Consider the following 15,536-nt stretch of genomic DNA (forward strand, 5'->3'; position numbering starts at 1 on the left):
GTCTGCGTATCATCCTGCGGATGAGCAATCCCCCGACGACGACGTCCTCCGGACGCCCCCGCGTCCTGATCCTCGGCTGCGGTTTCGGCGGCCTGGAGGCGGCCCGCAAGCTGCAGAAGGCCGATGTCGAGATCACGATCGTCGACAAGACCAACCACCACCTGTTCCAGCCGCTGCTCTACCAGGTGGCGACCGCGGGGCTGGCGGCGCCATCGATCGCCGCCCCCATACGTCTGCTGTTTCGCAGCCAGCCCAACGTCACGACGCTGCTGGGCGAAGTGACGCAGGTCGATCCCGCCACGCGCACTGCGCATCTGGCCGACGGCAGCCGCCTCGAGTGGGACCACCTGATCGTCGCCGCCGGGTCGACCCACAGCTACTTCGGCAACGACGCCTGGGAGCCGATGGCGCCGGGACTGAAGACCCTGGCCGACGCCTTCGAGATCCGCCGCCGCGTGCTGGTGAGCTTCGAGGCGGCCGAGGTCGAGACCGATCCGGTGCGGCGGCGCGCGCTGCTGACCTTCGCGGTGATCGGCGCCGGCCCGACCGGCGTCGAGATGGCCGGCACGCTGGCCGAGATCGCGCGCCACACGCTCGAAGGCGAGTTCCGCCGCATCGACCCCAGCAGCGCCGAGGTGCTGCTGATCGAAGGCGGCCCCCGCGTGCTGCAGGCCATGCCCGAGTCGCTGAGCCAGCGCGCCCTGGAGCAGTTGCAGAAGCTCGGCGTGCAGGTCAGGCTAAACGCGCGTGTCACCTCCATCGACGCCACCGGACTGCAGATCGCCTCCCCTTTCAGCGACGGCGGCGCCGGTCTCGGCAGCCACCGCATCGACTGCGGCTGCGTGGTCTGGGCCGCCGGCGTCGCGGCCTCGCCGCTCGGCCGGATGCTGGCCGCGGCCACCGGTGCCGAGACCGACCGCGCCGGCCGGGTCAAGGTCCTGCCCGACCTCAGCCTGCCGGGCCGGCCCGATATCAGCGTGGTCGGCGATCTCGCGGCCGCGATGAGCCACCAGCCCGGCAAGGAGCCGACGCCGGTGCCCGGCGTCTCGCCCGGCGCCAAGCAGATGGGACGCGCCGCGGCCTCGAATGTCCTGCGCCGCATCGCAGGCCAGCCGACCGAAGCCTTCCGCTACCGCGACTACGGCAACCTCGCCACCATCGGCCGCAACTCGGCCGTGGTCGACCTCGGCACGCCCTTCGGCCCGATGCGCTTCTCGGGCAAGCTGGCCTGGCTGTTCTGGCTGTTCGCTCACATCTACTTCCTGATCGGCTTTCGCAACCGCTTCGTCGTGCTGATGGACTGGGCCAGCGCTTACTGGAGCTTCCAGCGCTATGCGCGGGTGGTGGCCGACGTCCGCGCCAAGGAGAAGACCGAATGACACGCATCGAACAGAAGCTCCAGCGCCTGGGACTCGCGCTGCCGCCCCCCGCCGCGCCGCCGCCGGGCGTGCTGCTGCCCTTCCCGCCGGTGCGGCTCGTGGGGCGCCGGGCGCTGGTCTCCGGCCACGGACCGCTCGCCGCCAGCGGCGGCTTTGCCGAGCCGCTCGGCAAGCTCGGGCGCGAACTCACCGTGGAGCAGGGTTTCCAAGCCGCTCAGCTGACCGGGCTGGCGATCCTCGCGAGCCTGCAGCGCGCCCTGGGCGACCTCGACCGCATCACGGCCTGGGTGCGGGTCTTCGGCATGGTCAACGCCGCGCCGGGCTTCATGCGCATGCCGGAGGTGATCAACGGCTTCTCGACGCTGATCCTCGAACTCTACGGACCCGAGGCCGGAGCGCACGCGCGCAGCGCGGTCGGCATGGCCGAACTGCCCTTCAACATCCCGGTCGAGATCGAGGCCGAGGTCGAATTCGAATAGACGGAGCGCTTTCCACGTGCCAGAACGATCTTCTTCCGCCGCTCGCAACGCCCGCTCCGCGGCACCCGCGGACGACCCGCCGACGCCGGCCGAAGGCGGCCCGACGCGCAGGCGCGCGCGGCGCGAGCATTCGGACCTGCTCGAGACCCGCATCCTTGCAGCGGCGATCGAGGAGTTCTCGGAGCACGGCTTCGCCGGCGCCCGGATCGAGCGCGTCAGCGCGGCCGCCGGCACCGTCGACCGGATGCTGTATTACTACTACGGCAACAAGGAACGCCTCTACCAGGCGGTGCTGGCGAAGATCTACGAAGACATGATCGCCGCGCAGCGGGCGTTCGTGACGCCCGACGATCCGGTCGAAGGCATGCGGCAGCTGGTGATGCATTCCTGGGACCACTACCAGTCCCACCCTCACCTGGTGCGCCTGCTGATGAACGAGAACCTGCTGCACGGCAGGCACATCCGCCAGTCGGCACAGCTGGAGCGCACCACGCTGCCGCTGGTGCAGACGGTCGAGACCCTGCTCGCCAGCGGTCAGGCCCGGGGCGTGTTCAGGCAGGACGTGTCGTCCGAGCACGTGCTGATGACGATCATGTCGCTCGGCTTCTTCTACGTCTCGAACCAGTACACCTGCTCGACCTGGATCGGCGCCGACCTGATGAGCCGTCCACGGCGCGCGGCATGGCGCAAGCACATCTGCGACGTGGTGCTCGGCATGCTCGCGAATCGCGACGCCCCGCTGCCGGCGACTGCAGCGCCGAAGACCCGGCGCAAGCCCGCCGCCGCCGCGAAGAAGTGATCAGTCCGGCGCCGATGCCGCCCAGGTGTCGCGCACGAAACCCGCGATGGCGGCGTTCTGGCCGATCAGCGAGAAGCGCGCGTTGTGCGCGTAGTCGGGCAGGTTGATCATCTCCGTCGTGATCCAGCGCAGCGGCGAATCGGCGTGGCTGCGGTGGTGGGCGAGCACCTTGCGCACCACCTCGCGCGTGCATGCCAGCGCCTCCGGCTTCCAGTCCGAGTGCCATTCGCCGGCCGCCGGCTCGGCGAAGGGATAGAGGATGCCTCGACCCGGTTCGCCGGCAGCGTAGGGAAAGATCGAATGCTCGGGCACGGCCGCGACCGCGCTTGCGGGGTCGTTGATCGACCAGAGATTGCGCGGCCCGTTCGGCGCCACGCTGCGCACCTGCAGCCAGCGCACGATGCCCATCTCGAGCCACTGGTCGACGAAGTTGCCGCGCTGCAAAGGGTCCAGCACGGCGCGGCCGTCGGCGACATCCTGCGTCAACCCGCAGATCGCGAGCTCCTGCGGATTGCCGATCTTGAAGATCGCATGGCTGTAGTCGAGCGTGAAGCGGAACGGAATGCCCCGCCGCTGCACCGCCTGCGCCACCGGAGCGATGCGGCGCGGGTCCTCGCTCCACATGTTGACGTGCAGTTCGAAGGCCGGCTCGACGCCGAGCGCCATGCCCTGGTCGTAGGCGCGCAGGTAGAAGTCCACCACCTCGTCGTCGGCGATCGGGCGGCCGTCGGCGGCGTGCCAGTACAGCATGATGTTGTGCGTCGCCGCGCCGATGTCCGAGGCCAGGCGAAGCTTCTCGGCCAGCAGGGGCTCGTCGCGGCCCAGCGCATAGAACCAGCTCGCGGTGTGCACCGGAAGGCCGAAGCGCTCGATGCAGCGCAGGTAGGCGTCGACCTGGCCCGGCAGCGGCAGACGATCGAAGAAGTCGAAGGCGCCGGTCTCCCGCACCAGCCTGAACTGCTCCTCGATCGGCGGCTCGACCAGCGACACCGGCGCCGCGAGCGAAGAAGCCTGCGCGCCCCTGCCGTTGCAGCCGATCGGCGGCAGGGTCCCGGCTGCGGCACTCATGGCGCGTTGCGCAGCTTGCGGATCTGCTCTTCGGGCGGCTGCAGTTTCGCGCCGTCGACATAGCTGCCCGAAGGCATCACGCCCTTGCCGTCCTGCACCGCCGTGCGGCCGACGAAGATGCCCAGCGTCGACTGGTTGTCCTGCGGCCGGAAGACCACCGGGCCGAAGGGCGAGCCGAACTGCAGTCCCTTGAAGGCCGCGATGAGCTTCTCGGTATCGGTCGAGCCGGCCTTCTGGACGCCGGCGGCGATGGCCTTCACCGTGGCATAGCCGACGATCGAGTTGAGGCGCGGATAGTCGTTGTACTTCTTCTGGTAGGCGGCCAGGAAGGCCTTGTGCTCGGGCGTGTCGATGTTGGCGTAGGGATAGCCCGTGACGATCCAGTTGACCGGAGCGTCGCCCTTGAGCGGGTCGAGGTATTCGGGCTCGCCGGTCAGCAGGCTCACGACGTCGCGGCCCTCGAACAGGCCCCGGGTCTTGCCTTCGCGCGCGAGCTTGGTGAGGTCGCTGCCGAACATCACGTTGAAGATCGCGTCCGGCTTGGCGTCGGCCAGCGCCTGCACCACCGCGCCGGCGTCGATCTTGCCGAGCGGGGGCGCCTGCTCGGCCACGAACTCGATGTCCGGCTGCACCTTCTTCATGCCCTCCTTGAAGGCGGCCACGGCCGCCTGCCCGTACTCGTAGTTGGGGTAGACCACCGCCCAGCGCTTCTTGCCCAGCTTGGCGGCCTCCCCGATGACCGAGGAGGCCAGCGCATGGGTGCCCGAACGCAGCCGGTAGGTGTAGCGATTGCCGTTGTCCCACACGACCTTGTCGCTCAAGGGGCCCGAGGCCAGGAAGAAGACCTTCTTCTGCTTGGCGAAGTCGGTCAGCGCCAGCCCGACATGGGACAGGGTGACGCCGGCCAGGATGTCGACGTTCTCGCGCGACAGCAGTTCCTCCGCCATGCGCACCGCGTCGCCGGGATTGCCGTTGTCGTCTCGAAACACCGTCTCGAGCTTTCTGCCGAGCACGCCGCCCGCGGCGTTCACTTCCTCCTGCGCCAGCAGCCAGCCCTGCTTGTAGGGCACCAGGTTCTGCGGCAGGGCCTTGTAGCTGTTGATCTCGCCGATCTTGATCGGCGCCTGCGCGGCGGCACTGCCGCCGGCGATGCAGACAGAGGCCGCCAGCAGGCGGGCGGACACGGAGAGCGCGGTTTTCATGGCGGGGGGTCCTTTCTGGCGAGAGCGTGGGGTTCGGGGCGGGGGAGCGTCGGGGCTCGAATCAGTTCTTCTCGGCGGCCATCTCCTCGACGATGCGGCGCATCTTGATCGACGAGCCGTCGAGCCCGAGATGGATGCGATGCCACTGGCGCGGCTTGTCCTCGTTGCGCTGTATCGCCTCGAGCACGCGCTTGTCTTCGTTGAACGCCAGCCGCAGGTTGCTGCGCAGGCGTTCGTCGATCTGCGGATCGGCGGGCGAGTTCTTGATGCAGAGCCAGTGCTGTACGCAGCTGCGCTGGTCGATCGGCGTGATGAAGTGGCAGGCGTACATCTGGATGCAGTCCTCGCGATTCCCCTCCGGCGCGCCGGTGCCCGTGCGGGCCGAGCCGAAGTCGATCACCGCGATGCTCGGCGCGTGGTAGTGGTAGTAGTGCCAGCGGTCCACATTGCCCCCGAAGTCCTTGAGGCCTTCGAAGATCGGAATGAGCGGCCCGTCGATGACCCAGCGCCAGGTCACGACCTTGTTGCCCTGGCGTTCGTGCTGCACCCGCGTCTCCTCGCGGCCTGCGCTGGCGAGCGTGCTCTGGTGCACGTAGACGACGTGCGTCGGATCGCACAGGTTGTCCGCCAGGCTCAGGTAGTTCGACTGCACCAGCAGCGCATCGCCCTCGACCACGCTGTAGCCCGCGTCGTCGTACTCCGGCAGGTGGAACACCTGGCTGCGATCGGCCCGCGCCGGCTCGCCCATCCACACCCAGACCATCCCCATGCTCTCGGCCGTCGGGTAGCTGCGCACGCGGAAGCTCTCGGGCGGGCGCGCCATGCCCGGGGCGATGACGCAGCGGCCGCTGCAGTCGAAGGTCAGGCCGTGGTAGCCGCACTGGATGGCGTCGCCATGCAGCCGCCCGATCGACAGCGGCGCCAGGCGGTGCGGACAGGCGTCTTCCAGCGCCGCGACGCTGCCCTCCTCGGTACGGTAGATCGCGAGGTCTTCCTCGAGCACGCGCCGGGTGACGATGTCGCGTCCGATGTCTCTCGACCAGGCGAGCGGATACCAGGCGTTGTAGGCATAAGCAGTCATGAACGGTCCTCGAGTGCCGACGGGTTGTCTGGAGCGGGATACGCAGAAACCGTGCCAGCGTTAAGTAAGTAACTTCTCCATTTGAATGGAGAACATACTTAATTTTGGGGCGAAGGACCACCGGGTTTGCACCGGTCACGGGCGTTCCATGGGTTCCATGCCTGGGGCGGGCTCACGCCGGGGGCGTCATGCATCGCGTCGAGGGGCATCCTCGGGCGGCAGCGCACACCCGCCCCGGGTGTGCGTCCTGGCTGCGGAAACCGCAGCGCCTGTTCCTTATTTGGAGCCGCTTTCGGCTTCCTGCAGCAGCCGCCACATCACCTTGCCGCTGCCGCTCTTGGGCAAGGCGTCGACGAACTGCACCGCGCGCGGGATCTTGTAGACCGCCATGTTCTCGCGGCACCAGTCGATGATCTCCTGCTCGGTCGTCTCCTTGTGAGTCGGGCGCAGCACCACCACCGCCTTGACCGACTCGCCGCGATAGTCGTCCTTGGTGGCGATCACGCAGGCCTCCTGGATCGCAGGATGGCGGAACATCAGCAGCTCGACCTCGGCCGGCCAAACCTTGAAGCCGCTCGCGTTGATCATGCGCTTCAAGCGGTCGGTCATGAAGAAATAGCCGTCCTCGTCCATCCGGCCCATGTCGCCCGAGCGGAAGAAGCGCTTGCCTTCGAACTCGACGAAGGCGGCGGCCGTGGCGTCGGGCCGCTTCCAGTAGCCCTGGAACACTTCCGGGCCGTGGATGATGATCTCGCCCGATTCGCCGACCGGCATTTCGACCAGCGTGTCGGGGTCGACCACCCGCGCGTCGGTGCCCATGTAGGGGATGCCCAGGCATTGCTGCTTCGGGTTCTCGAACGGGTTGGCGTGCGAGGGCGCGGCGGTCTCGGTGAGGCCGTAGCCCTCCTGGTACCTGAGTCCGAACTGCTCGAACAGTCGCTGGGCGACGGCCTGCGGCATCGCGGCACCGCCGCCGCCGATGTAGCTCAGGCTGCTGAGGTCGTAGCTGGCGAAATTGGGGCTGGCCATCAGGTCGATGACCATGGTCGGGATGTTGGTCCAGCTCGTCACCTTGCGGCGCGAGATCAGCCGCCCGGCCACGTCGCGATCCCAGCGCGGCATGATGACCAGCGTGCCGCCGATCAGCACCGTCGTGTGCATCATGCTGACCACGCCGGTGATGTGGAACATCGGCACCACGGCCAGCACCACCGCCTCGGCCGAACCCAGGCCCCAGAGCTGGCTGGCACAGGCGTTGTGCATCAGGCTCGAATGGTGGTGGATGCAGCCCTTGGGCAGGCCGGTGGTGCCGCTGGTGTAGGGCAGCAGCGCCATGTCGTCGGCACCGACCACGTGCTCGGGCGGCGCATGGCCGGCCGCCAGCGCGTCGGTCCAGCGCATCACGGCGCCGCCCTCGAGGGTGGGCAGCGGATGCTGCGTCAGCAGCCAGTCGCGCCAGGCCGCAGCCGGCGCCTCGTCGCCCGCGACCTCGGCATCGAAGGCGTCGGTGAACTGGGTGACGATCATGTGCGCGAGCCGGTCCTTGGGATCGAGCGCATTGCTGGCCTTGGCGAGTTCGGGCGCGAGGTCGCCGGTGGTGATCGCGAACCTGGCGTCGGGGTCGAGGATGTAGTGCTTGAGCTCCTCGGCCCGGTTCATCGGATTGACCGGAACCACCACCGCGTTGGCGCGCAGGATCGCGAAATGCGCGATCACCAGCTGCGGGCAGTTCTGCATGTCGAGGATGACGCGGTCGCCGCGCCGCACGCCCAGGGCATGCAGGGTGCCGGCCAGCCGCTCGGCCTGGGCCGCGCACTCGGCATAGCTGATCTCGCTGCCGAAGAAGACCAGCGCGGGCTTGCGCGGGTAGCGCGCGGCGTTGACCGCCAGGTTGTGCCACAGCGAGGTCGCGGGCACGGTGATCGAATGGGGCAGGCGCTGGGGCCAGAACTTGTAGTGCGGTCGATCCATACAGTCTCCTGAGAGCGTGAGAGCCTACGATGCCGCCCCCATCGCCGCATCGGGGAAGCCCCCACGGCCGTCACCTGGGCGACTCGCGCGCCGAGCCCTTCGGGTCAGCCGCAAATACCACCATCGACCGACAGACGCGAGGCCCGATCTGCCGTAAAAGAGCAGGCTCTCAAACCACTCGACCAGGAGTTTCCATGGCAGCAGACAAGCACGCGAGCGTTCACTGGGAAGGCGCCGGCAAGACCGGCAAGGGCCTGATCAGCACCGAGACCGGGGCGCTCAAGGACTATCCCTACGGATTCGCCAGTCGCTTCGAGGACGACAAGCGCGGCACCAACCCCGAGGAGATCCTGGGCGCGGCGCACGCCGGCTGCCTGACCATGGCCTTCGCCTTCGCACTCGAGGGCGCCGGGCTCACGGCCACCTCGATCGACACCAAGGCCGCGGTACGGCTGGCCAAGGACGGCCCGGGCTTCAAGATCGACCGCATCCAGCTCGAACTCGAGGCGGTGGTGCCCGGCATCGACGACGCCAAGTTCCAGCAGCTGGCGCAAGGCGCCAAGGAAGGCTGCCCGTTGTCGAAGGCGCTGGCCAGCGTGCCCGAGATCAGCTTCAAGGCCACGCTCAAGAGCTGAGGCCGGGCGGCCGCCGGGCGCTGCTTATGATCTCCTCACCAAGAGGAGACATCCCATGAACTTCGCCCGCAAAGGCATCGCTGCGCTGCTGTGGCTGACGGTCTCGGCCGCCGCCATGGCGGCCTTTCCCGACAAGCCGGTCAAGGTCGTCATCGGCTTCCCGGCCGGTGGCCCGCTCGACCAGCACGCCCGCCTGCTCACCGACCGGCTGCAGGCGGTGCTGGGCCAGCCCGTGATCGTCGACTACAAGCCGGGCGCCGGCGGCTCGGTCGGCGCCGAGGCGGTGGCCAAGAGCGCCCCGGACGGCTACACCCTGATGCTCGCCAACACCGGCGTGGCGGTGATCAACGGCGCGCTGTACGCCAAGCTGCCGTACAACACGCTGCGCGACTTCACGCCGATCGCCCGCACCGCGATGCAGCCGCTCGCCCTGCTGGTGACGCCCAAGCTGCCGGTCACCAGCCTGCGGCAGTTCATCGACTACGCGCGCGCCCGGCCCGGCCAGATCAACTACGGTTCGGCCGGCAACGGCGGCATCAGCCACCTGGTGCCCGAGATGTTCAAGAGCGCGACCGGCCTCTACATGGTTCACATCCCCTACCGCGGCAGCGCGCCGGCCTTCACCGACCTGATGGGCGGGCAGGTGCAGTTCATGGCCGAATCGATCCCGCAGGCCGCCAATTACCACAAGCAGGGCAAGGTGCGCGCGCTGGCCGTGACCAGCGCGGCCCGCAACCCGGCATTGCCCGATGTGCCGACCGTGATCGAGGCCGGCATCAAGGGCTTCGAGGTGGTCGGCTTCTACGGCTTTTTGGCCCCCGCGGGCACCCCCAAGGACGTGGTCGCCAGGCTCAGCGATGCGTTCAGGCAGGTGCTGACCAGCCCCGAGGTGCGCGAGCGCATGGTGAGCCAGGGCGCCGATCCGGCCTTCCTGGGGAGCGAGGACTTCGCCAGGTTCCTGGCCTCGGAGACGCCGCGCTGGGACCAGGCGGTGAAGGCCTCAGGCGCCAAGATGGACTGAGCCCTACACCTTTCGGGGGCTTCTGAATGCGTGGACATGTAGTCAAAATGGGTTACATGGAACATCTCTATTTTTCCCGCCGGCCCACGCCCGATGGCCTGTTCGGCCAGCGCCGCTTCCGCTTGCCGCCCGAGCCCGCTTCGCCGAACGAGGCCGCCTCCCTCGAGCGCCCTCTTCCGCCGCGCCCGCTGAGCCCGGCCGAACTGCTCCGGGTCGCCCGGGCGTGGAGGCAGCGCGACGACGAGCCGTCGGTCCGGGTCGCATTGGCGCTGGAATCCGTGGCGGCGCGCCGCGCCCCGCCGCCGGACACCACGCCGACTGCGACGGCGGCGGAGCCGAAGTCGGTGGTCCGGAAGATCTCTGAGTTCATGGGGCTCTAGCACCGGCAGGTAACAGTCGTGATCCGACGAATTTTTCACACCCGAAAGCGCCAGACGGCGCGAAAATCGGGGTGTTAGTTCATTGCTGCAAGTGCAATCAAGGTTCGGCCCGCTTCGTGCGGGCCTTTTTTTCGCCCGGGGCCCAGGCTTGCATACAAGCAGGCATGAAAGCTGCTGGTATGCAGCGCCATGTCCATCACCGCTCCCGAAATCAGTGCACGCATCGTCGAAGCGGTGATGGCGCAGAAGCTCGCGCCCGGCGCCCGCCTGGGCGAACAGCAGCTCGCGATGCTGTTCGACTGCAGCCGCACCATCGTGCGCGAGGCGCTGACCCGGCTCGCCGCGCGCGGCATCGTCACGGTGAGCGCGCGCCGCGGCTGGTTCGTGATCGAGCCCTCGCAGGACGAGGCGCGCGAGGCCTTCGAGGCCCGCCGCGTCATCGAGTCGGGCCTGATCCGCAGCGCCGGCGCCATCGGCCGCGACGCGCTGCGGGCCCTCAAGGCGCACCTCAAGCGCGAGAAGGCGGCGCTCAAGGAAAGCGACATCGGCAACCGCAGCTACCTGCTCGGCGACTTCCACGTCTGCCTGGCCGAATGCCTGGGCAACTCGCTGCTGGCCGACACGCTGCGCGACTTCACCGCGCGCACCACGCTGATCGCGATGCTCTACCAGTCCTCGCACGATGCGGCGCAGTCCTGCGAGGACCACGTGCGCATCGTGGCGGCGCTCGAGCGCGGCGACACCGCGGCCGCCGAATCGCTGATGAGCGAGCACATCGGCACCGTGCAATCGGCACTGCGGGTGCAGACCCCGGCCGACCCGCTGGCCCAGTTGCGGGACGCGCTGGCACCGATACAGGGCACGGCCGCCGACCCCAGAGAAGAGGCACGGCTCTTGCGAGCCGGCCTCCCCGGAAAGAGCCGGAAGGCGGCCGCGCCCGAACCTTCACCCGACGATTCATCGACCTACCTAGGAGCCCTGTTATGAAGCAAACCAAGCGCAGCTTCGCGCTCGCCCTCGCCGCGGCCGCGATGTTCGCCACCGGCATCTCGCATGCCCAGAGCGCACTCGACAACGTGATGAAGGCCAAGCTGATCAAGATCGCGGTGCCCACCGACTATCCGCCCTACGGCTCGGTCGACAAGACCATGACGCCGCAAGGCCTCGACGTCGAGATGGCGCAGCTGATCGCCAGCAAGCTGGGCGTCAAGGTCGAGCTGGTGCCGGTGACCAGCGCCAACCGCATCCCCTACCTGCAGACCCGCAAGGCCGACCTCGTGATCTCCACGCTCGGCAAGAACGCCGAACGCGAGAAGGTGATCGATTTCTCGGCCGCCTATGCGCCCTTCTTCCAGGCGGTGTACGCAGCCAAGAGCGCCAACATCAAGAGCTTCGCCGACATGGGCGGCAAGACGGTCGCCGTGACGCGCGGCGCGATGGAAGACCAGGAACTCGCCAAGGTCGCACCGGCCAGCCTCGAGTACAAGCGCTTCGAGGACAACAACGCCACCATCGCCGCCTTCGTGGCCGGCCAGACCCAGACCCTGGCCACCAGCGCCGCGGTCGCCGGCGACATGATGCAGAAGAACCCGCAGCTCGGCGCCGAGTACAAGCTGCTGCTCAAGGACAGCCCCTGCTTCATCGGCATCGCCAAGGGCGAGGACCCGCTGAAGGCCAAGGTCAACGAGATCATCGCCAACGCCAAGAAGGACGGCACGCTCGACACGATGGCGAAGAAGTGGCTGGGCCGTCCGGCCGGCGACCTTCCGGTCTGAACGCGACGGCCTCCCATGGGCATCGAATTCGACTTCGGCGCGGTCCTCGGCCAGTGGCCCCTTCTGGTGCGGGGCGTGGTCTGGACGCTCGGGCTCACGGCGATCGCGACCGTGATCGGCATGGTGGTCGGCGTGGCCTGCGCCTGGGCCCGCGCCAGCGGCCCGACCTGGCTGCGCTGGGTGGTCGGCAGCTACGTCGAGCTGATCCGCAACACGCCTTTCATCGTGCAGCTGTTCTTCATCTTCTTCGGCCTGCCGGCGGCCGGCTTCAAGCTGTCGCCGGAAGTGGCGTCGGTGATCGCGATGGTGCTGAACCTCGGCGCCTATGCAACGGAGATCATCCGCGCCGGCATCGAGGCCACGCCGCGCGGCCAGATCGAGGCCGCCGTGAGCCTGGCGCTCAACAAGGTGCAGGTGTTCCTGCGCGTGGTGCTGCCGCCGGCGATGAAGAAGGTCTGGCCCGCGATGGTGAGCCAGATCATCATCGTGATGCTGGGTTCGGCCGTGTGCAGCCAGATCTCCACCGAGGAACTGAGCTACGCGGCCAACCTGATCCAGAGCCGCAACTTCCGCGCCTTCGAGGCCTTCATCATCGCCACCGTGATCTACCTCGCGTTGTCGGTCGCTGCCCGCCGCCTGCTCAACTGGGCCGGCCCCAAGTACTTCTTCGGCAGGTGACACGCCCATGACCGATTTCTCCCTCTGGGACATCCTGCGCAACCTGCTGCTGGCGCTGCGCTGGACCGTGGCGCTGTCGCTGATCGCCTTCGTGGGCGGCGGCGTGGTGGGCGGGCTGCTGCTGTTCGCGCGGCTGTCGGGCGGTCCGGTCGCCGATCGGCTGATCGGGCTCTACGTGCAGGTCTTCCAGGGCACGCCGCTGCTGATGCAGCTGTTCCTGGCCTACTTCGGCATCGCGCTGTTCGGCATCGACGTCTCGGCCTGGACCGCGGCCTCGGTGGCGCTCACGCTCTACACTAGCGCCTTCCTGACCGAGATCTGGCGCGGCTGCGTGGCTTCCATTCCGAAGGGCCAGTGGGAGGCCTCGGGCAGCCTGGCCCTCAGCTTCGGCGAGCAGATGCGCCACGTGATCCTGCCGCAGGCCACGCGCATCGCGGTGGCGCCGACGGTCGGCTTCCTGGTGCAGGTCATCAAGGGCACGGCCCTGGCCTCGGTGATCGGGTTCATCGAGCTCACCAAGGCCGGCAGCATGATCTCGAACGCCACCTTCAAGCCCTTCGTGGTGTTCAGCTGCGTCGCCCTGCTTTATTTCGTGCTGTGCTTTCCCGTGAGCCTGTACGCCAAGAATCTCGAGAGGAAGATCAATGTCGCTCGTCGCTGAAGCCCCTGCATCCGAAGCCGCACCGGCGGCCAGATTGTCCGCCGCGCCCATCGTGCGCATCACGGCGCTGCGCAAGTCCTATGGCAGCAACGAGGTGCTCAAGGGCATCGACCTCGAAGTCCGGCGCGGCGAGGTGATCGCGATCATCGGCAAGAGCGGCTCCGGCAAGAGCACCCTCCTGCGCTGCATCAACGGCCTCGAGGTGTTCCAGGAAGGCTCGCTCACGGTCGACGGCAAGCCGCTGCTGCACGAGAGCGCGATGGCGATGCGCGAGCTGCGCCAGCACGTCGGCATGATCTTCCAGAGCTTCAACCTGTTCCCGCACCTGACGGTCGGACGCAACGTGATGCTGGCGCCGACCCTGGTCAAGAAGCGCAGCAGCGTCGAAGCCGCCTCGCAGGCGCGCAAACTGCTCACCCGCGTCGGCTTGGCCGAGAAGTTCGATGCCATGCCCGACCAGCTCTCGGGCGGCCAGCAGCAGCGCGTGGCGATCGCCCGCGCGCTGGCGATGGAGCCGGCGGTGCTGCTGTGCGACGAGATCACCTCGGCGCTCGACCCCGAGCTGGTGGGCGAAGTCCTGCGCGTGGTGGAATCGCTGGCGGTCGAGGGCATGACCCTGCTGATGGTCACGCACGAGATGAGCTTCGCGCGCAAGGTCAGCGACCGCGTGATCTTCATGCACCAGGGCCGGGTGCACGAGATGGGGCCGCCGGCGGAGTTGTTCGGCAGTCCCAAGACGCCCGAGCTGCAACAGTTTCTTTCATCCTTGCACGATTGAAGCGGGCGGCCGGGAACCCCCGGCCTGTGGCAAGCTCCGAGCGCTATGCCACTTCGCACGTCTCAATCCTCCCGCCGCCGGCTGCTGGGCGCCCTGCTGGGCGGCGTCGCCCTTTCAGCGCCGCTGGCCGCCCTGGCCGGCTTCAACTTCTTCACCAGCGAATACACCGCCAGCCGCGACGAGCTGCAGGCGCAGGTCGCGAAGCGCTTCCCGGTGCAGCAGCGCTACGCCGAGATCTTCACGGTGTCATTGCGCGACCCGCAGCTGTCGCTGGACGCCCGCAACAACCGGGCGGCGATCACGGCGGTGCTGACCATCGCCAGCCCGCTGCTGAAGCCGTCCTCGGTGGAAGGCCTGGTCTCGGTCAGCAGCGCGCTCAAGTACGACGCCGCGGCGCGTGCCCTGCGGCTCGACCGCCCGCAGGCCGACCGGATCGAGCTGCAGGGCCTGAGCGGCCGCGATGCCGAGCGCCTGCAGCAGATCGGCGCCGTGGTCGCGCAGGAACTGCTGCGCGACCAGCCGCTGCGCACCTTCAAGCCCGAGGAACTCACCGTCGGCCGCAAGACCTACGAGATCGGCGACATCACGGTGCAGGACGACGGCATCACCGTAGCGCTGAAATGAAACATCTCCCGAAGCGCCTGCGGCCCGGACCCTTGCTGTGGATCGCGTCGGCGCTGTTGCTGGCCGGCTGCGCGGCGCCGGCGCCCAAGCAGCAGCGCGCTATCGACCTCCAGGCCCATCGCGGCGGCCGCGCGCTGGCGCCCGAGAACACGCTCAGCGCCTTCTCGAACGCGATCGAGATCGGCGTCACCACGCTGGAGCTCGACATCGGCCTGAGCGCCGACGACGTGGTCGTGATCTCGCACGACACCCTGCTCAATCCCGAGCACACGCGCGACGCCCGCGGCAACTTCCTGAAGGCCAAGGGACCTTCGATCCGCTCGCTCACGCTGGCGCAACTGCAGACTTACGACGTCGGCCGCATCGATCCCGCGAGCAGCTACGGCAAGCCCTTCCCGAAGCAGCTGTGGAGCGACGGTGAGCGCATCCCGACGCTGGCCGCGCTGTTCGCGCGCGTCGACCAGCTCGGCGCCTCGAAGCTTCGCTTCAACATCGAGACCAAGCTCGATCCCGCCCTGCCGGAAGAGACGGCCTCCCCCGAGCAGATGGTCCGTGCGCTGCTGGCCGAGATCGACAAGGCCGGCATGGCGCAGCGCGTGACGGTGCAGAGCTTCGACTGGCGCTCGCTGGCCCTGGTCGGCCAGGCGGCGCCGCAGATGCCGCGCGCCTACCTCACGAGCGCCCGCACCCTCAAGGACAGCCGCTGGACCGCCGGCTTGCGGCTCGAGGATTTCGGCAGCGCGCCGCGGCTCGTGAAGGCCGCCGCGGGCGCGACCGGGGCGCCGCTGATCTGGTCGCCCGCCTACAACGACCTGACGCCGGCGCAGGTGCAGGAGGCGCATGCGCTCGGCCTCGCGGTGCTGCCCTGGACCGTGAACCAGCGCGCCGACATGGCGCGGCTGCTCGACTGGGGCGTCGACGGCATCATCACCGACGACCCGGCGATCCTGCGCGACCTGCTGGGCGAGCGTGGCGTGGCGCTGCCGGCCAAGCGCGGGCGCTGAG

At 68.5% G+C, this 15,536-nt stretch carries 17 protein-coding genes; 13 read left to right on the top strand and 4 right to left on the bottom strand.

All coding sequences use genetic code 11. From position 1 onward, the window contains the following. Nucleotides 1-20: 20 nt before the first annotated feature. Genes QTI45_RS33630 through QTI45_RS33640 form a run of 3 tightly spaced genes read left to right on the top strand, consistent with a single transcriptional unit; the run spans nt 21 to nt 2,657 of the window. Entirely contained in the window at nt 21-1,379 is a 1,359-nt protein-coding gene (locus tag QTI45_RS33630) for an NAD(P)/FAD-dependent oxidoreductase (protein ID WP_286372661.1), read from the top strand. Then, entirely contained in the window at nt 1,376-1,858 is a 483-nt protein-coding gene (locus QTI45_RS33635) for a RidA family protein (RefSeq protein ID WP_286657428.1), read from the top strand. Before QTI45_RS33630 ends, QTI45_RS33635 begins: the two co-directional genes overlap by 4 nt. 16 nt (nt 1,859-1,874) lie before the next feature. Then, nucleotides 1,875-2,657 carry a TetR/AcrR family transcriptional regulator gene (locus QTI45_RS33640; RefSeq protein WP_286657429.1) on the top strand — a complete coding sequence of 261 codons (783 nt, stop codon included), beginning with the start codon at nt 1,875-1,877 and terminating at the stop codon, nt 2,655-2,657. Here the strand turns inward: QTI45_RS33640 and QTI45_RS33645 are convergent, their stop codons facing one another. The 4 genes from QTI45_RS33645 to QTI45_RS33660 form a co-directional block, all read right to left on the bottom strand. Continuing rightward, on the bottom strand, nt 2,658-3,725 hold the full coding sequence (locus QTI45_RS33645) for an IolE/MocC family protein (RefSeq protein ID WP_286657430.1): 1,068 nt from the start codon (nt 3,723-3,725) through the stop codon (nt 2,658-2,660). Then, complete coding sequence (locus tag QTI45_RS33650; RefSeq protein WP_286657431.1) at nt 3,722-4,927, bottom strand: ABC transporter substrate-binding protein; 1,206 nt, start codon at nt 4,925-4,927, stop codon at nt 3,722-3,724. The genes QTI45_RS33645 and QTI45_RS33650 overlap by 4 nt, the downstream gene beginning before the upstream one ends. 61 nt (nt 4,928-4,988) lie before the next feature. Then, complete coding sequence (locus QTI45_RS33655; protein WP_286657432.1) at nt 4,989-6,008, bottom strand: aromatic ring-hydroxylating dioxygenase subunit alpha; 1,020 nt, start codon at nt 6,006-6,008, stop codon at nt 4,989-4,991. Between the two features lie 276 nt (nt 6,009-6,284). Further along, entirely contained in the window at nt 6,285-7,979 is a 1,695-nt protein-coding gene (locus QTI45_RS33660; RefSeq protein ID WP_286657433.1) for a long-chain fatty acid--CoA ligase, read from the bottom strand. A gap of 194 nt (nt 7,980-8,173) precedes the next feature. Here QTI45_RS33660 and QTI45_RS33665 point away from each other — a divergent pair, with 194 nt between their 5' ends. From QTI45_RS33665 to QTI45_RS33710, 10 genes are all read left to right on the top strand, one after another. Further along, nucleotides 8,174-8,614: an OsmC family protein gene (locus QTI45_RS33665; protein ID WP_286372668.1), complete on the top strand. Its 441-nt coding sequence runs from the start codon at nt 8,174-8,176 to the stop codon at nt 8,612-8,614. Nucleotides 8,615-8,669: 55 nt separating this feature from the next. After that, nucleotides 8,670-9,635: a Bug family tripartite tricarboxylate transporter substrate binding protein gene (locus tag QTI45_RS33670; protein ID WP_286372669.1), complete on the top strand. Its 966-nt coding sequence runs from the start codon at nt 8,670-8,672 to the stop codon at nt 9,633-9,635. Between the two features lie 47 nt (nt 9,636-9,682). Continuing rightward, complete coding sequence (locus QTI45_RS33675; RefSeq protein WP_286657434.1) at nt 9,683-10,015, top strand: hypothetical protein; 333 nt, start codon at nt 9,683-9,685, stop codon at nt 10,013-10,015. A 189-nt stretch (nt 10,016-10,204) separates the two neighbouring features. Continuing rightward, nucleotides 10,205-11,002, top strand: coding sequence for a GntR family transcriptional regulator (locus tag QTI45_RS33680; RefSeq protein WP_286657435.1), 798 nt, complete (start codon nt 10,205-10,207; stop codon nt 11,000-11,002). Then, complete coding sequence (locus QTI45_RS33685; RefSeq protein ID WP_286657436.1) at nt 10,999-11,790, top strand: transporter substrate-binding domain-containing protein; 792 nt, start codon at nt 10,999-11,001, stop codon at nt 11,788-11,790. The genes QTI45_RS33680 and QTI45_RS33685 overlap by 4 nt, the downstream gene beginning before the upstream one ends. A gap of 15 nt (nt 11,791-11,805) precedes the next feature. Next, nucleotides 11,806-12,468, top strand: a complete 663-nt coding sequence (locus QTI45_RS33690; protein ID WP_286372673.1) for an amino acid ABC transporter permease — start codon at nt 11,806-11,808, stop codon at nt 12,466-12,468. Nucleotides 12,469-12,475: 7 nt separating this feature from the next. Next, nucleotides 12,476-13,129, top strand: a complete 654-nt coding sequence (locus QTI45_RS33695) for an amino acid ABC transporter permease (RefSeq protein WP_286657437.1) — start codon at nt 12,476-12,478, stop codon at nt 13,127-13,129. After that, a complete protein-coding gene (locus tag QTI45_RS33700) occupies nt 13,113-13,907 on the top strand; it encodes an amino acid ABC transporter ATP-binding protein (protein ID WP_286657438.1) in 795 nt (264 codons plus the stop codon). The genes QTI45_RS33695 and QTI45_RS33700 overlap by 17 nt, the downstream gene beginning before the upstream one ends. Before the next feature lie 45 nt (nt 13,908-13,952). Continuing rightward, nucleotides 13,953-14,531, top strand: coding sequence for a YceB family lipoprotein (locus QTI45_RS33705; RefSeq protein WP_286657439.1), 579 nt, complete (start codon nt 13,953-13,955; stop codon nt 14,529-14,531). Continuing rightward, nucleotides 14,528-15,535: a glycerophosphodiester phosphodiesterase gene (locus tag QTI45_RS33710; protein ID WP_286657440.1), complete on the top strand. Its 1,008-nt coding sequence runs from the start codon at nt 14,528-14,530 to the stop codon at nt 15,533-15,535. The genes QTI45_RS33705 and QTI45_RS33710 overlap by 4 nt, the downstream gene beginning before the upstream one ends. Nucleotide 15,536: the final 1 nt, after the last annotated feature.

The organism is Variovorax saccharolyticus, from assembly GCF_030316765.1.
In the GTDB taxonomy this organism is placed as follows: domain Bacteria; phylum Pseudomonadota; class Gammaproteobacteria; order Burkholderiales; family Burkholderiaceae_C; genus Variovorax; species Variovorax saccharolyticus.

Bases quoted from the DNA above. Each gene is read 5' to 3' on its own strand.
- QTI45_RS33670 (WP_286372669.1), top strand. From the start codon at position 8,670: ATGAACTTCGCCCGCAAAGGCATCGCTGCGCTGCTGTGGCTGACGGTC.
- QTI45_RS33705 (WP_286657439.1), top strand. From the start codon at position 13,953: ATGCCACTTCGCACGTCTCAATCCTCCCGCCGCCGGCTGCTGGGCGCC.
- QTI45_RS33645 (WP_286657430.1), bottom strand. From the start codon at position 3,725: ATGAGTGCCGCAGCCGGGACCCTGCCGCCGATCGGCTGCAACGGCAGG.
- QTI45_RS33710 (WP_286657440.1), top strand. From the start codon at position 14,528: ATGAAACATCTCCCGAAGCGCCTGCGGCCCGGACCCTTGCTGTGGATC.
- QTI45_RS33695 (WP_286657437.1), top strand. From the start codon at position 12,476: ATGACCGATTTCTCCCTCTGGGACATCCTGCGCAACCTGCTGCTGGCG.
- QTI45_RS33650 (WP_286657431.1), bottom strand. From the start codon at position 4,927: ATGAAAACCGCGCTCTCCGTGTCCGCCCGCCTGCTGGCGGCCTCTGTC.
- QTI45_RS33635 (WP_286657428.1), top strand. From the start codon at position 1,376: ATGACACGCATCGAACAGAAGCTCCAGCGCCTGGGACTCGCGCTGCCG.
- QTI45_RS33690 (WP_286372673.1), top strand. From the start codon at position 11,806: ATGGGCATCGAATTCGACTTCGGCGCGGTCCTCGGCCAGTGGCCCCTT.
- QTI45_RS33655 (WP_286657432.1), bottom strand. From the start codon at position 6,008: ATGACTGCTTATGCCTACAACGCCTGGTATCCGCTCGCCTGGTCGAGA.
- QTI45_RS33685 (WP_286657436.1), top strand. From the start codon at position 10,999: ATGAAGCAAACCAAGCGCAGCTTCGCGCTCGCCCTCGCCGCGGCCGCG.
- QTI45_RS33700 (WP_286657438.1), top strand. From the start codon at position 13,113: ATGTCGCTCGTCGCTGAAGCCCCTGCATCCGAAGCCGCACCGGCGGCC.
- QTI45_RS33660 (WP_286657433.1), bottom strand. From the start codon at position 7,979: ATGGATCGACCGCACTACAAGTTCTGGCCCCAGCGCCTGCCCCATTCG.
- QTI45_RS33630 (WP_286372661.1), top strand. From the start codon at position 21: ATGAGCAATCCCCCGACGACGACGTCCTCCGGACGCCCCCGCGTCCTG.
- QTI45_RS33680 (WP_286657435.1), top strand. From the start codon at position 10,205: ATGTCCATCACCGCTCCCGAAATCAGTGCACGCATCGTCGAAGCGGTG.
- QTI45_RS33665 (WP_286372668.1), top strand. From the start codon at position 8,174: ATGGCAGCAGACAAGCACGCGAGCGTTCACTGGGAAGGCGCCGGCAAG.
- QTI45_RS33675 (WP_286657434.1), top strand. From the start codon at position 9,683: ATGGGTTACATGGAACATCTCTATTTTTCCCGCCGGCCCACGCCCGAT.